The following is a 15,383-nucleotide window of genomic DNA, read 5'->3' as shown; positions in this document are numbered from 1 at the left end:
TTTAGAGGTGGAAAGAAGTGCAAGGAAAGACAAAATATTTGATCAATTATGTTGTTTGGGCAGCTGATATACTTGCGATTTTTATATCATTTGTTCTTGCAACATTCGTAAGATTCTGGAATTTTAGAGACATGCAGGATAAGACGATGCATTTTATCATATGCATTCTGATGGCTCTTATCAGCACGTTATATACATTTGCGATTGACTCTAACAGAGGTTTTTTAAAGAGAACCATCTGGAAGGAGGGAACATCCGTTGCAAAGTTTGAGTTTGTTCTGATTTTGGGAACCATTGCAATTGCTTATGTTCTTAAGCTTGCAGAGCAGTTTTCCCGTCTGGTAATGTTATATTTCATTATCTTTGATGTGATTTTAATGCTGGTATTTCATCAGCTTATAAAGCTTGTTCTAAAGAAGTACTGGGAGAGCGGTGATACCGCAATCAAGCTTCTCGTTGTTTCAGAAAAAGAGATCATGATGCCTACCATAAGACATCTTCAGCACAGACTTGAGATCAACTATTCCATAGAAGGTGCTGTGTGCCTGGATGAGGATATGACAGGCGAGGAGATAAGAGGAGTAAAGATTATTGCTAACAGAGAAAATCTGATAGACACAGTTACTTCCTATCCTGTTGATGAGATTTTTATCTATACACCCAATATCAGCCAGAATGCGCTCAATGAGACAATTGCAGCATTCGGTGACATGGGAGTGACAGTTCATTACTGTGTTGAGCTTCCAAATATCGCAGGAAGCACTTCTGTAGGGAATCTTGCAACTTATTCAGTTATTTCTTATATTCACGGAACAGAGAGATACAGGGCTCTTATCCTTAAGAGACTGATGGATATTGTCGGTGGTTTCGTGGGACTGTTGATAACAGCTCTTTTCACACCGTTTGTGGCACTTGCTATTAAGCTCGATTCACCGGGACCTGTTTTCTTCTCACAGATCAGAATAGGACGAAACGGAAGACGCTTTAAAATCTACAAGTTTAGAAGTATGAGAACTGACGCGGAGGAAGTAAAGCAGCAGCTTGAGGATCAGAACGAGATGAATGGTCTCATGTTCAAGATGAAAGATGACCCCCGCATAACCAAGGTCGGTGCATTTATCAGAAAGACAAGTATAGACGAGCTTCCGCAGTTCCTTAATATTTTTAAGGGAGATATGAGTCTTGTAGGTACAAGACCACCGACGGAAGATGAGTTTGAGAAGTACAATCAGTACTACCGCAGAAGAATCAGCATGACACCGGGACTTACCGGAATGTGGCAGATAAGCGGCAGAAGCGATATAGAAGATTTTGATGATGTAGTTAAACTTGATCTTCAGTATATAGACAACTGGTCTTTGGGACTTGATATCAGAATCCTGATAAAGACGGTTGGAGTTGTGCTTTTTGGAAGAGGCGCACGCTAAGGAAGGTTTTATATGGCAGAAAAAATAGTCAGCGTTATCATACCCGTATACAATATCAGAGAGTATGTTGGTGACTGTATTAAAAGTGCTCTTAATCAGACCTACAAGGATATTGAGATTATCCTTGTAGATGATGGGGCGACTGATGGAAGCGGAGCCATATGCGACGAGTACGCAAAAGAGGATCCGAGAGTAAAGGTTATTCATAAAGAGAACGGCGGTCTTATGTCAGCTTGGAGTACCGGCGTTAAAGAAGCAGAGGGCAGATATGCCCTCTTTATTGACGGTGACGATTGGATTGATGAGCGGATGGTGGAGGAGCTACTAAAGTATGCTTCTCCGGATCGGGACTTCAAGGAGATTGTCAGCAGCAATTACATCATTGAAAAGAAGAACGAGAAACGAAAAGAAGCTCATGGAGCCGCTCCAGGAGTTTATGAGGGAGAAAAACTGGCAGAACTCAGGACCAGACTTCTCGGAGAAGAGAGAAGACCTGTCATTATGTCCAGATGTATGAAGCTGATAAGCAGGCAGCTCATATTGGATAACCTGCGTTATCTTGAATACAGTATCAGGATGGCTGAGGATGTAAATATAATGCTGCCGTGCCTTCTTGATGCCGACAGGCTGACAATCCTTGAGGATTGCTATTTTTATCATTACAGAACAATTGGAGACTCTATGTCTCATGGCTTTAACAGAAAGCTACTGGATAATATAAAGCTGGATTACGATACGTTCCTTGGAATTATGCAGGATAAGGCTGTAGCAAATGGCAAGGAGCAGATGGACAGAGAGTATGTGAGGCTCTTGTTTGTTGTCATGAAAAATGCCCTAAGAGCCAGTGATGAAAATGTGGTGAAGCTTGTAAAGGACATATTTGGACAAGGAGATATTGCTGAGCTTGTTAAAACAACACCTGTTAGCGTATCGGAGAAATCAAACCAACTGATATATTACGGAATGAAACATCCGGTGACACCTGTTATTATTATGATAAAGATGATACTAAGTGCATTTGATAAAGTGACAGCAGGGTAAGGCCTAAAACTTCGGGGGTTGTGTCAAAATTATATGATGAGAAATTCCCGGTACAGAGCGTAAGATTATTGGACGGTACTGTGCTGTGACAGTTGTATTGAAAAATAATGGGGTTATATAAATGGGAGAAAACATATCCAGACCGATGGTAAGCGTAATCATACCGGCGTACCGGGCACAGGACTACATTGAGAACTGTGTGAATTCAGTATGCTCTCAGGTGGTTACAGAAGAACTTAAACGCTTATGCGGTGATAATGATATCATGGAAGTGATTATCGTTGATGATGGTTCCACTGACAATACCGGGAAGATATGCGACGACTTATCTGAAAAGAATTCGATAATTAATGTTATTCATGTGAAAAACGGCGGTGTATCCAAAGCCAGGAACCTGGGATTAGAGAGGTCCTGCGGAAGATATATCGCTTTTGTTGATGCTGATGATCGCGTAGAGGAAGACTATATATCCGATATGCTTTTGACAGCGCTGCAGGCTGATGCCGACGTAGTGATAATGGATGGACCAATAGAAACGGATGATACCATTACAGGGAGAAGATATATTGAGGATGGAATTCTAAGTGAAGACACTCATGTATGGGGGAAGTTTTTTAAGAGAGAACTCATATGTGACGGAGATAAAACAATAAGATTCCCTGAGAATCTCACCATAGGAGAGGATATGTTGTTTCTCCTTGATGCAATGATTAAGGTATATGACAAGCCATGCATCAGAACGATAGAAGGGGATGGCTATGATTATTTTTACAATACTAATGGGGCAATGCTTGAAGAGTTTAAGCCCTCATACCTTGATCAGATAAGATGCTGGGAACTGGCAGATAAGAAGATTAACGGTTTAAATCCGGGCATTACTGACGAAGCCGAAGTTAAATTCTCTGTTATTAAGGTAATGGCGGCGCTTTTAGTGGTGTCAAAATTTGCTAAATCCCTCAATATGAGAGAAAATAAGGATGAACTTACACTGGCCATGAAGGAGAAGGTTGTTTCAGGGGCACAGACACTTATTAGGAATGCTAAATCCATAAAGGGCTGTTTTAGAGGCCTTTCTATGGGATATAAAGTAAAGACGGTTTTGTTTGGAATAAGTCCTGACCTTTATATGAAGCTCTATAGCGTGTGGAAATCAGTTTGATGACATAATTATTGACTGCTGATGGAAGATGTTTCGATGGCATAATTATAAATATGGTTAATGGGAAAGACTATGATTAAAGAAGAGAACACAAGGAAAAAACTGTTTTTTATATCAGTTATACTGTGCTTTATTACAATTCTCATATATGAGATACTTACTCCCATGCTTATGGATGATATGAGCTATGGCAAACAGGTTCAGCAGGCAAGTAGCTTTTTTGAACTGTTTGCTCAGGAGCACCATCAGTATATGACATGGACAGGAAGGTCTGTAGCTCATCTCATGCTGAGAATAATAATGTATGTGGATATGCATACATTTGGCGGCAGGGTGTTTTTTAATATAATAGCAGCTGTTTTATTTACAGTACTCTCGTTACTAGTGTATTTAAATGCGAACAATAACGTACGTTATGACGTAAGTACTTATTGGATGGGACTCCTTCTTATATGGATTTTTGGAGTATCCTTTGGTCAGACAGTTCTGTGGGAAACCGGTGCATGTAACTACCTTTTTACAACAACAATAGTTATGACTATGGTGACCATATTCAGAAGTGGCTATAGGAAGAACAATAACAGCAGCTTTTCTGCGATAAATGTAGCGCTGCTGTTTGTTTTGGGAGTGCTTGCCGGCTGGTGTAATGAGAACACAAGCGGCGGACTTCTGCTTTTAATGATAATCACTGCTGTTTACTACAGAAAAGTATATGCCTGGTCTGTATCAGCCATGGCGGGAACCTTTGTGGGATTATTATTTATGGTGCTTGCACCGGGGAATGGCGAGAGAAGTCAATACCTGGAGGAAGCCCATGCAGGTTTGCTTGGCATGGCAGCAAGATTCCTTAAGATAACACTGGTTCTCAAAAAAGAATTCGTAGTACTTTTGATAGTGATTGCTATTTTATTTATTTTCCTGACGCTTAAAGGATATGGAATTAAGTCATTAAAAAATATGATATTATTCCTGTTTATTTTCTTTGCTACGTCTTATAGCCTTATCCTCACGGTGACACCTCAGGAGAGAGCATTTTTTGGAGCCGGGATATTTCTTATTATAGCTATCATACAAGGCTTTTGCAGGATTGATATGAAGGATGCGGATGTTGATCCTGATAAGGCTGCTGACAAAAAGGTTAATGAAGAACAAGCGGTACTTTATAAAACAATAAGATATGGAACAGTCATAGCATTAGGTATTTATATGATATTTACCTATATAGAGAGCGGAGCAAATCTTGCAAGAATATACAGAGAGGAGCAAAACCGCTACAATTATCTTGAAGAACAGGCTGCTCTTGGCGCTGAGGATGTAGAGATTCCGATGCTTGATGAGCAGTTTTATACAAGGTATTCATCAGCATATTTATGTGATGTGTCAGATGACTGGACAGATTGGAATAACCAGATGATCGCGGAGTACTATGGATTTAAGACTGTGCTTGGCGTGAAAAATAATGAGTAAATATGTGTTTTACAATCACATGTAAATGTTAGCAATAAAGGAAAAACATATGGAAAGACAGTTAATATTCTATATGCACGCAGGAAGCGGTAATCATGGGTGCGAAGCAATAGCAGATGCTACTCTTGAAGGACTGATAAATGAGTGCAGGAATGAAAAATATATAGCGCCTGTAATTATTACAAACAGCAAAGAGCAGGATTTAAAGTACAGTCTTGGGGAGAGGGTATCCAAGGGGCAGTGCAGCATAATCGAGGAGAGACATATCGCGGATGATTTCGCTCCGCATGTTATGTATTATGCCTACAGAAAAATAACAGGAGATGCGGTTTCATTTTTGAGATACCAGTTCAAGGATGCTCTAAAGAATGCAGCCTCATATAAGAACCCCATAGCGGTATCCATAGGAGGAGATAACTATTGTTATCCGGAACTTGTAAACGATTTAAAGCTTGCTCATGAGGCATTTCTAGAAAAGGGAATGTCATCTGTACTTATGGGGTGCTCCATAGAACCGGATACCGTGTCTGATTTAAAGGATGACCTTATGAAATTTGACCTTATAACTGTAAGGGAGTCAATTTCTTACAAAGGCATGATAGATGGAGGCATTCCGGAGGAGAAGGTGAAGCTTTGTCCCGACCCTGCTTTTATGCTGCCTGTCAGGGATGTAAAGCTGCCTGAGGGCTTTGCAGAAGGCAACACGATAGGACTTAATGTCAGTCCCATGGTACAGGGTAAAGAGTCTACTCCGGGTATTACCATGGAAAATTACAGGAACCTTATAAGACACATACTTGATAAACTTGAAGGTTCAAAGGTTCTTTTGGTACCTCACGTTGTGTGGAAAAGCAATGATGACAGAGAACCGCTGTCAAAGCTCTATGAGGAGTTTAAGAGTACGGGAAGGATAATTCTTGCAGAGGATGCTTCTGCAGAGGAACTGAAGGGACTTATCAGCAAGTGCAGATTTTTCATAGGAGCAAGGACACACTCTACAATTGCGGCTTATTCCACATGCGTTCCGACCCTTGTACTTGGCTATTCTGTTAAATCGAGAGGAATAGCAAAGGACTTGTTCGGGACGGATGAAAACTATGTTATTCCTGTGCAGAAGCTGTCAACTGACAGGGACATAGTCAGAGCTTTTGATTTTATTCTTGAAAATGAAGATAGCATCAGGCAGAGATTAAGGGAGATCATGCCTGAGTACAGCAAACGCGCTCAGGAAAACGCGCGTTATATAAAGGAGCTTATGTAATGCTTATAATACAGATAGCCGGTGGCCTGGGGAATCAGATGCAGCAGTATGCCATGTACAGGAAGCTGCTGAGAGCCGGAGCGGATAAAAATGTAAAGCTTGATACAAGCTGGTTTGACAAAAAAAGACAGGATGGAGTTCTCGCAAAGAGAGAACTGGAGCTTGAGTATTTTCAAAATCTTCCCCTTCCTGAGTGTACAGAAGAAGAGAGAGAATATTTCCTTAATAGAAATATAGTAAGAAAAGCATTCGAGAAGGTGGTTCCTTCAGCCAGCAGACGCTTTACAGAGAGCTGCATGTATCACCCTGAGATATATAAACTTCAGGATAAATATATCGAAGGATATTTTGCCTGTCAGAAATATTATGATGACATCATGGATGAGCTCAGGGAACTTTTCGTTTTCCCAACGCATCCAGATAATGACATAAATGTTCGAAATATGGATCTAATGAATGAGATGGAGCTTAGACCCAGTGTCAGTGTTCATATAAGGCGTGGGGACTATCTCGACCCTGAAAATGCAGCGCTTTTTGGGAATATTGCTACTGATGAGTATTATGAGGGGGCTATGAATTATTTTATGGCGCTTAATCCTGACACACATTTTTACATTTTTACAAATGATCCTGATTATGCCAGGGAGAAGTATGCTGACACTTCAAGATATACCATTGTTGACCATAATACAGGGAAGTATTCGCTCCTTGATATTCAGCTTATGAGTCACTGCATGGGAAATATCTGCGCCAATTCAACATTTTCATTCTGGGGAGCGCGGCTTAACCGCAGGAAAGACAGGAAGCTTGTAAGGACTCTGACTATGCGAAACAACCAGCCTGCAAGCCCTGAACTTATGCATGATTATTGGCCGGATTGGGTGCTCATGGACAAAGACGGCAAAGTGCGCTAAAATAAACATTTAGTTATTACAAAAAACGGTAAAATATTATTTCAAATTACCGGTTTCATGTAATCAGTTGATGTAAGTGATTAATCAACAACATTTGCTTTAGAAAAGGAATTGTCGGATGCCCGATATTAAAATCATTATAGCAACCACAAAAAAATACAGAATGCCTGAGGATCCGATTTATATGCCTTTGCAGGTTGGGGCTGCCAATAAGAAGGCGGCTAACACACCTTATGCAAAGGACAATACTGGAGACAACATTTCTGAAAAAAACAGTAGCTATTGCGAATTGACAGGTCTCTATTGGGCCTGGAAAAACCTTAAGGCAGATTATATAGGTTTGGTACATTACAGAAGATATTTTGCTTCACCGGAAGCCAGAGGAGAAGATGACCCGTTCGATAAGATCATGGGCGGCGAAGAGGTAAAAAGGCTGCTGGAGAAGAGCTGTATTATCGTTCCCAAGAAGCGAAAATATTATATAGAAACTCTTCAGTCACATTATGCACATACTCACTATGTTGAGCAGCTTGACGAGACGGGTAAAGTGATCAGAGACCTGTTCCCTGAGTACATGGAATCTTTTGAGAGAGTTATGACACAGACCTCAGGCCACATGTTCAACATGATGGTAATGCGTAAGGATATACTTGATAAGTATTGCGAGTGGCTCTTTAAGATACTGAAGACTGTTGAGAACAGATATCCTGAGAATAATCTTAGTGCTTATCAGGGCAGATATATTGGAAGAATTGCGGAAATCATTTTCAACGTATGGCTGGATTATCAGATAACTACGGGAACAATTCCCAGATATCAGATACAGGAGCTCCCTTGTGTACATATCGAGAATGTTAATTGGTTTAAAAAGGGTGGGGCCTTCCTTGCTGCAAAGCTCTTCCATAAAAAATATGACCATAGCTTCTAAAAGGAGTCTTGATCATAGAAAATAGTGAGAATTACAGATAGTGAAAAAAACAAATGCTATAGGTTCCGGAGATAAGAGACATTTTTTTAAGACCGGCTTTCGCGGGGCTCCCGGGACCTTTGAACTAAACGATGAGCAGCTAAAAAGGCTGCAGCAGACTCTTATTGAAATGCTGAAAGACTTTGTAGAGGTTTTTGAGCAGGAGAAAATATTCTATACCTTAAGCGGGGGCTCTGTTCTTGGTGCTATCAGGCACGGGGGCTTTATTCCATGGGATGATGACATTGATATAAATATGCCGAGAAAGGATTTCGAGCATCTGAAAAAGGTATTTGATGAAAAGCTCAGTGATAAGTATGTGCTCTGCGGACCTGAATTTGGACGGGGATATGGTATGTCCCATGTACAGATCAAGAAAAAAGGAACCACCTATAAAGCATTTAATGAGCTGACTATGGAAGATACAGGTATTTTCATAGATATATTTGTTTTGGAGAATACCTATGACAATCATTTTAAGAGAAAAATACACGGCTATTGGTGCCTGATGCTGGGATACATCCTTACCTGCAGGAAAACAGCGCAGGACTGGGAAGCACTTGAGCCGTATCTCTCAGTAAATGAAGGCTTAAAAGCAGCTTTTTCCAAGAAGATGAAGATAGGAAGACTCTTTAAATGGATGAGTCTTGATAAAGTTGCCAAAAGAGTTATTTATTGGTATTCTTACTGTGATTTGGAAGAATCGGAAATGGTGTGTATTCCAAGCGGAAGGAAGCACTATTTCGGAGAGATGTACAAGCGGGAAGATATGTGTAAGTCCAGGGAAGCGACCTTCGAGGGAATGACAGTCAGGATCCCCAAGGGTACGGAGACCTATATGAAGGTTCTCTATGGCCCTGATTACATGCAGATTCCTCCTGTGGAGGACAGAGAGATACATTCAGCAGTGGCGCTGGATTTTGGTAAATGAACATAAAGGGAGAGATTAAATATGGCAAATATAGCTATAATCATTGCAGGTGGTTCAGGACATCGCATGCAGCAGGACATACCGAAACAGTTTATCAATGTATATGATAAGCCTGTTCTTATGTATACACTTGAGGGATTTCAAAAGCATCCTCAGATTGATGCAATAGAGCTTGTATGTATAGACGGCTGGCAGGATATGGTTTGGGCTTATGCCAAGCAGTTTAATATCACAAAGCTAAAATGGATTGTTGCGGGTGGTGAGAGCGGCCAGGAATCAATAAGAAATGGCGTATTCAACCTTGAGGGCAAGGTAGAGGATGACGATATCATCATAATTCATGATGGAATCAGACCTCTTGTAGATGAGATGGTTCTTTCCGATGTGATTGTGGTGTGCAAAAAGCATGGCAATGCAGTTACATCTCTTCCCTATAATGAGCAGATTTTTGTTGTAAATGAAGAGGAAGAGGGAACTACTAAAAAGTATATTCCCAGAGAGACCTTAAGACGTGTATCAACACCTCAGGCATATAAATTCGGTAAACTCGATTGGGCTTATCACGAGGCATTTGAAAAGGAAATCGGAATTAAGGGTAGTGCTTATACCAATACAATGATGGTTGACCTTGGAGAAAAGCTTTATTTTGCTGCAGGCTCGGATAAGAATATCAAGCTTACTACTAAGGACGATCTGGAGATGTTCAAAGCTTATCTCAAGGCAGATAAGGACAATTGGCTAAAGTAAGAAAAAATAAGATATGAAAACGAATAGAGCAGACTTGATGGTCTGCTCTATTATAGGTATTGCGATACTTATATATGGTAAAAAGTCAGTAACCGGTCGGAGGTTTTAATAAAACATGACATTGTCTGAAAATAGCAAATATTTAGCTGATATAGAGTATATAACCAAATTAAATCTTCCCTGGGATCAGTTATCAGGGAAGAGCTTTCTTATTTCAGGAGCAACAGGACTAATAGGAAGCTGTTTGATTGATTCTTTGATCAGTCTAAATGATAAGGAAAATTTAGGAATAAAAATATATGCGATAGGAAGAGACAGAAACAGGATAACGGACAGGTTTAAAAGAAGTATGGTAATTCCTATAGAGCAGGATGTAAATAAGCCATTTTCAGCTGAGATCAGGAGTGTTACTACGGATTATGTATTACATCTTGCCAGCAATACCCATCCCATGCAGTACTCAACAGATCCGATTGGCACTATTATGACTAATCTGGTTGGATTAAACAGTATGCTGGAGAACTGCGAGAATAAGAATGTAAACAGATTTATATTTGCGTCATCGGTTGAAATATATGGTGAAAACAGAGGTGATGTAGAGCGATTCGATGAGAATTACCTTGGATATATTAACTGTAATACAGTAAGAGCAGGCTACCCTGAGGGCAAACGCGCAGGGGAAGCTCTTTGTCAGGCTTATATTAAACAGAAGGGAATGGACGTGGTTATTCCCAGATTTTCAAGAACATATGGACCAACTATGCTCAGCTCGGATACTAAGGCAATATCGCAGTTTATAAAAAAAGGTGTAAGCAAAGAAGATATTGTTTTGAAATCCGAAGGAACACAGTTATATTCATACAGTTATGTAGCTGACGCGGTTTCAGGTCTTTTGTATTGCTTATTGCTTGGTGAAAATGGAGAGGCTTATAATATAGCAGACCCTGGCTCTGATATCACACTTAAGGATATGGCGGCAATAATTGCTGAGTATGTAGGAAAAGAAGTTATTTTCGAACTTCCTGATGCTACAGAGGCAGCAGGCTATTCAAAAGCTACAAAAGCATTATTGGATTCCACAAAGCTGAAGAGGCTTGGATGGAAAGCTCAATACGATATGGAAAAAGGGCTTAAGCGTACAATAGATATTTTAAGTGAAACAATGAACAAATGAATTCAATTATTATGAAAATATTTAGATTCATAACAAGAAAAATCATCTTTCCGTTGTATTACAATATAAATACTGTTTTGCCTGTTAAAGATAATAAAGTTGTATTCGTCGAACTGAGAGTTGATAAGATATCAGATAATTTCAGGTTGATTTATGATAGGCTTGAAAACGACTACAGTCTGGAGTTAAAAACTCATTTTATCAGGCAGGGCTTTACGGATGAGATAACAAAAATCCGGAATATCTTTTCATTTCTTAAGGACGCAGCAACTGCCAGATATATTATCTATAATGAAGCGGCAGATATCTACGGACTGATGAGAAAAAGAAAAGGCGCGCATATGCTAAATACATGGCATGGGTGCGGGGCTTTCAAAAGGTTTGGACTAAGCACGAGGGATAAGGGCTTTGGAGATTCAGGCCTTGATGCAAAACTGTATCCCGGTCATCCTGAGTATGATATGGTTACCGTCAGCAGTCCTGAGGTTATCTGGGCTTATGCTGAAGCCATGGGAAAAGAAAATAAAAAAGAATGTATCAAGCCTGTTGGAATAAGCAGGACGGACATTTATTTTGATAATGAAAATATAGCCGGGGCGTATAAAAAATTATATGAAACAGTACCCACGGCGAGACAGAAAAAGGTTATATTATATGCTCCGACTTTTAGGGGTGAAACAAAGACAGCGCGTGTTCCTGAGGAACTTGATATTGAGTTATTTTACAAATCATTCGGGAAAGAGTATATTTTATTGATAAAGAATCACCCTATTACGCACAATAAAATATCTATTCCTGAGAAGTATTCAGATTTTGCGATAGATATTACTGAGAAATTGTCAATAGAAGACGTTATATGTACTGCCGATATATGTATTTCTGATTATTCGTCTCTTGTCTATGAATACTCACTGTTTGAAAAACCTATGGTGTTTTTTGCATTTGATCTTGATGAGTATTTCGATAACAGGGGATTTTATTATGATTATGAGGAACTTGCTCCCGGACCAATATGCAGAAATAATGAAGAACTTGTAAATGCTGTATCTGATGTTATGAATAATTTTGATGACAACTCTCTATATAAGAAAAAGGTCATCTCATTTAAGAATCGATTTATGAGCTCCTGCGATGGTAATGCAACAGACAGAATAATCAAAAGCTTTTTTGGCAATGACATAAAGAAGTTTAGAAAGGAAAATGTCACTTAATACTTTTGGTATAAGTTAAAAGACAGAGATATGAAGAATAAACTAATTGTAAAATGGGAAAACAGGATACAGGAATATAAGTTTTTATTCAGTGAACTGGTTAAGCGCGATTTTTCACAGAAATATAAGCAGACATCTCTTGGTATGGCATGGAGCGTTCTTTCTCCTCTGCTTACGCTGCTTGTTATGAAGGTAGTATTTACAGAGTTCTTTGGCAGAAATACACCACACTATACCACTTACCTTTTTAGCGGAAACCTTGTGATGGCTTTTTATAAAGAGGCAACCAAAAACGGTATGGATTCTCTTATGAAAAATTCGAAGATCATTCAGAAGATAAACCTGCCAAAATATCTGTTTTTGCTTTCAAAGAATGTGTCAGCGCTGGTTAACTTTTCACTGACAATGATTGTTTATTTCTTCTTCTGCTTCCTGGATGGAATACAGTTTGGACCAAGGATGCTTACACTTTTGTTCCCGGTTCTGTGCCTGACTGTAATGAATATCGGAATCGGAATGATATTATCTGCTTTGTACGTTTTCTTTAGAGACATTAAATATCTGTATGATGTATTTCTGACACTACTGACCTACTTATCAGCAATATTCTACAAAGTAGACAAATTTTCACCTGCTACTCAGAAACTGTTTTTGTTAAATCCGGTTTATGTCATGATAAAGTACTTTAGAACAGTAGTAATTGATATGACTATTCCACCCATTCAGTACCATGCACTTTGTCTTTTTTACGCATGTTTCTACCTGGCTATTGGATCATGGGTTTATAAGAAATACAATTCGGAGTTTATATATTACCTATAATACTTAGAGTGGATTGGGACTGATAGTTTTATTTGGAGATAGGATATGGCAGTTGTAAAGTGCGATAACGTAAGCGTTATTTATAAAACAGGAGATTTTAAAGCAATAGGGCTTAAAGAATATGTTGTAAGACATTTAACCGGAAAATATTCCGTTAAAGAGTTCTATGCAGATAAAAATATCACCTTTGAGCTTGAAAAAGGTGACATGCTGGGCATTATCGGAACAAATGGTGCAGGCAAAAGTACAATATTAAAGGCTATTACGGGAATTATGACACCTGCAGAGGGTAAGGTGAAAACAAAGGGCAGAATAGCAGCTTTTCTGGAACTGGCAAGTGGATTTGACCCGGATATGACCATAAAAGCAAATACATATCTGCGCGGCGCGATGCTGGGATATACTAAGCAGTATATTGATGACAGGTATGATGATATCATTAAATTTGCTGAGCTTGAGAAGTTTCAGGATTACACATTCAAGCAGCTTTCCAGTGGAATGAAGAGCAGACTTGCGTTTTCTATAGCAGCGCAGTGCCAGCCAGAAATCATTATCCTGGATGAAGTGTTAAGTGTAGGTGATGGTTCTTTCAGGAAAAAGAGTAAGGAGAAAATGCTTGAAATACTTGAAACTGATGTAACAGGTATTCTTGTTTCACACTCCGTGAGTCAGATCAGAGAACTCTGCAATAAAATATTATGGCTTGATCATGGCGAGCAGATAGCTTTTACTGATGAAAAAGAATTATATCTTGATGCGTATGAAGAATTCCTTGAGACTAAAGTTCTTCCAAAGAGTAGACAGGATATTGTTGATATGGCAGTTTCATATGGAATAAAGATGCAGGCTAAGCATCAGGCAGAAAGCAATAAAGAAGCCGCAAAACTGCAGTCTATTCTGGAAAACGGCGAGAAATCTTCAGCCATAACTGCTGCCATTAATATATTGGAAAAGAGCTGCCCTGAGGCATTGAACAAAAAGTATTTAAGGGAAAACAGGTAATGAACATTTTTAATAAGATATATCGTAAAACATTCAGGTTTCTGACAAGAAAAGTGTTATTTAAGATTTTATATAAACACTATTGTTCAAAACCTATTAAAGACGATAAAGTAACATTTTTGGAACTCAGACTTCCGCACCTTTCAAACAACTTTCAGCTTTTGCATAAAGAACTTACTACCAATTATGATCTTGATGTAAATGTTTGCTACATCAGACAGGGCTTTGCAAGAGGAACTGATAAATACAAGAGGATATTTCATTTCCTGAAAGAGGCTGCTACTTCCAAATATATAATTTTAAATGAGGGTTCTGACATAACCGGCGGAATGGAAAAGAGGGAAGGCCAGCACATCATGAATACATGGCATGGATGTGGTGCTTTCAAGAAGTTTGGCAAAAGTACGGCGGATAAGATATTCGGTGATACCGCTAAAAATGCAGCACGATATCCCGCACATCCCGATTATGATCTGGTTACGGTTTCAAGTCCTGAAGTCGTATGGGCATATATTGAGGCTATGGGTAAGGAAGATAAGCCTGAATGTATTAAGCCTCTTGGACTTAGCAGAACAGATGTGTTTTATGATAAAGAATTTATAGAAGCTGCCAAAGAAAAAGTTGCTAAAGTTATTCCTGCCAGTAAGGGAAAGAAGATTATACTATATGCTCCTACCTTCAGAGGAAGAACAAAAGGTGCTTATTCACCCAGTGAACTTGATGTAAAGAAGTTCTATGACAGTTTTAAGGATGAGTATGTTTTATTATTTAAACATCACCCTATTACACATGAGAGACCTAAGATTCCGGCAGAGTACTCCGGATTTGCATTTGATGTAACTGATTCACTTACGATAGAAGATCTTATATGTGTATCTGACATATGCATTTCAGATTATTCATCATTAGTATTTGAATATTCATTATTTGAGAGACCCATGATATTCTTCGCTTATGATTTGGATGAGTACTTTGACTGGAGAGGATTCTACTACAATTATGATGAACTTACTCCCGGTCCTGTTGTTACAACCAATGACGAGATGATTGAATATATCAGACATATAGACGAAAAGTTTGATGTTGATAAGGTTCGCGAGTTTAGAAAGAAATTCATGTCATCCTGTGATGGTAATGCTACTAACAAAATAATAGCTGAATTTTTCGGAAAAGACCTGGAAAAGTACCGTAAGAGTTCTTTAAAGTAAATACGAGATAAGCTTAATGCTTTTTTTATTAAAAGATAAACCCCATATGACG

The 15,383-nt window shown here is 39.0% G+C and carries 14 protein-coding genes; all 14 read left to right on the top strand.

Annotated elements, in window-relative coordinates; all coding sequences use genetic code 11:
* The first annotated feature begins 17 nt into the window (after positions 1-17).
* Complete coding sequence (locus tag ACHCNF_RS07170; protein WP_408072103.1) at positions 18-1,427, top strand: sugar transferase; 1,410 nt, start codon at positions 18-20, stop codon at positions 1,425-1,427.
* A 12-nt stretch (positions 1,428-1,439) separates the two neighbouring features.
* Entirely contained in the window at positions 1,440-2,468 is a 1,029-nt protein-coding gene (locus ACHCNF_RS07165) for a glycosyltransferase family 2 protein (RefSeq protein ID WP_408072102.1), read from the top strand.
* Positions 2,469-2,589: 121 nt separating this feature from the next.
* The gene (locus tag ACHCNF_RS07160) at positions 2,590-3,627 is read left to right on the top strand and encodes a glycosyltransferase family 2 protein (protein WP_408072101.1); all 1,038 of its coding nucleotides are present in this window, start codon (positions 2,590-2,592) and stop codon (positions 3,625-3,627) included.
* 72 nt (positions 3,628-3,699) lie between these two features.
* Entirely contained in the window at positions 3,700-5,094 is a 1,395-nt protein-coding gene (locus ACHCNF_RS07155) for a DUF3329 domain-containing protein (RefSeq protein WP_408072100.1), read from the top strand.
* A gap of 49 nt (positions 5,095-5,143) precedes the next feature.
* Positions 5,144-6,355: a polysaccharide pyruvyl transferase family protein gene (locus ACHCNF_RS07150; RefSeq protein ID WP_408072099.1), complete on the top strand. Its 1,212-nt coding sequence runs from the start codon at positions 5,144-5,146 to the stop codon at positions 6,353-6,355.
* On the top strand, positions 6,355-7,269 hold the full coding sequence (locus ACHCNF_RS07145; protein ID WP_408072098.1) for an alpha-1,2-fucosyltransferase: 915 nt from the start codon (positions 6,355-6,357) through the stop codon (positions 7,267-7,269). Before ACHCNF_RS07150 ends, ACHCNF_RS07145 begins: the two co-directional genes overlap by 1 nt.
* A gap of 118 nt (positions 7,270-7,387) precedes the next feature.
* Positions 7,388-8,197 (top strand): DUF4422 domain-containing protein, encoded by an 810-nt coding sequence (locus ACHCNF_RS07140; RefSeq protein ID WP_408072097.1) that lies wholly within the window; start codon positions 7,388-7,390, stop codon positions 8,195-8,197.
* A 40-nt stretch (positions 8,198-8,237) separates the two neighbouring features.
* A complete protein-coding gene (locus ACHCNF_RS07135) occupies positions 8,238-9,167 on the top strand; it encodes a LicD family protein (RefSeq protein WP_408072096.1) in 930 nt (309 codons plus the stop codon).
* 21 nt (positions 9,168-9,188) lie between these two features.
* Positions 9,189-9,914, top strand: a complete 726-nt coding sequence (locus tag ACHCNF_RS07130) for an IspD/TarI family cytidylyltransferase (protein WP_408072095.1) — start codon at positions 9,189-9,191, stop codon at positions 9,912-9,914.
* 115 nt (positions 9,915-10,029) lie between these two features.
* Positions 10,030-11,088, top strand: a complete 1,059-nt coding sequence (locus ACHCNF_RS07125; protein ID WP_408072094.1) for an NAD-dependent epimerase/dehydratase family protein — start codon at positions 10,030-10,032, stop codon at positions 11,086-11,088.
* An 11-nt stretch (positions 11,089-11,099) separates the two neighbouring features.
* A complete protein-coding gene (locus ACHCNF_RS07120) occupies positions 11,100-12,299 on the top strand; it encodes a CDP-glycerol glycerophosphotransferase family protein (RefSeq protein ID WP_408072093.1) in 1,200 nt (399 codons plus the stop codon).
* A gap of 30 nt (positions 12,300-12,329) precedes the next feature.
* Positions 12,330-13,121, top strand: coding sequence for an ABC transporter permease (locus ACHCNF_RS07115; RefSeq protein ID WP_408072092.1), 792 nt, complete (start codon positions 12,330-12,332; stop codon positions 13,119-13,121).
* 45 nt (positions 13,122-13,166) lie between these two features.
* Complete coding sequence (locus tag ACHCNF_RS07110) at positions 13,167-14,123, top strand: ABC transporter ATP-binding protein (protein ID WP_408072091.1); 957 nt, start codon at positions 13,167-13,169, stop codon at positions 14,121-14,123.
* Positions 14,123-15,331 (top strand): CDP-glycerol glycerophosphotransferase family protein, encoded by a 1,209-nt coding sequence (locus ACHCNF_RS07105; protein WP_408072090.1) that lies wholly within the window; start codon positions 14,123-14,125, stop codon positions 15,329-15,331. Before ACHCNF_RS07110 ends, ACHCNF_RS07105 begins: the two co-directional genes overlap by 1 nt.
* The last annotated feature ends 52 nt before the right edge of the window (positions 15,332-15,383 follow it).

The organism is Butyrivibrio sp. NATIVEDY162, assembly GCF_045999815.1.
Lineage (GTDB): Bacteria > Bacillota > Clostridia > Lachnospirales > Lachnospiraceae > Butyrivibrio.
The sequence above is the reverse complement of the archived record's forward strand: the minus strand, read 5'-3'. Positions and strand labels throughout refer to the sequence as shown.

Excerpts from the sequence above, each read along its gene's own strand:
- ACHCNF_RS07165 (WP_408072102.1), top strand. The coding sequence starts at position 1,440 with ATGGCAGAAAAAATAGTCAGCGTTATCATACCCGTATACAATATCAGA.
- ACHCNF_RS07160 (WP_408072101.1), top strand. The coding sequence starts at position 2,590 with ATGGGAGAAAACATATCCAGACCGATGGTAAGCGTAATCATACCGGCG.
- ACHCNF_RS07155 (WP_408072100.1), top strand. The coding sequence starts at position 3,700 with ATGATTAAAGAAGAGAACACAAGGAAAAAACTGTTTTTTATATCAGTT.
- ACHCNF_RS07150 (WP_408072099.1), top strand. The coding sequence starts at position 5,144 with ATGGAAAGACAGTTAATATTCTATATGCACGCAGGAAGCGGTAATCAT.
- ACHCNF_RS07145 (WP_408072098.1), top strand. The coding sequence starts at position 6,355 with ATGCTTATAATACAGATAGCCGGTGGCCTGGGGAATCAGATGCAGCAG.
- ACHCNF_RS07140 (WP_408072097.1), top strand. The coding sequence starts at position 7,388 with ATGCCCGATATTAAAATCATTATAGCAACCACAAAAAAATACAGAATG.
- ACHCNF_RS07130 (WP_408072095.1), top strand. The coding sequence starts at position 9,189 with ATGGCAAATATAGCTATAATCATTGCAGGTGGTTCAGGACATCGCATG.
- ACHCNF_RS07125 (WP_408072094.1), top strand. The coding sequence starts at position 10,030 with ATGACATTGTCTGAAAATAGCAAATATTTAGCTGATATAGAGTATATA.
- ACHCNF_RS07120 (WP_408072093.1), top strand. The coding sequence starts at position 11,100 with ATGAAAATATTTAGATTCATAACAAGAAAAATCATCTTTCCGTTGTAT.
- ACHCNF_RS07115 (WP_408072092.1), top strand. The coding sequence starts at position 12,330 with ATGAAGAATAAACTAATTGTAAAATGGGAAAACAGGATACAGGAATAT.
- ACHCNF_RS07110 (WP_408072091.1), top strand. The coding sequence starts at position 13,167 with ATGGCAGTTGTAAAGTGCGATAACGTAAGCGTTATTTATAAAACAGGA.
- ACHCNF_RS07105 (WP_408072090.1), top strand. The coding sequence starts at position 14,123 with ATGAACATTTTTAATAAGATATATCGTAAAACATTCAGGTTTCTGACA.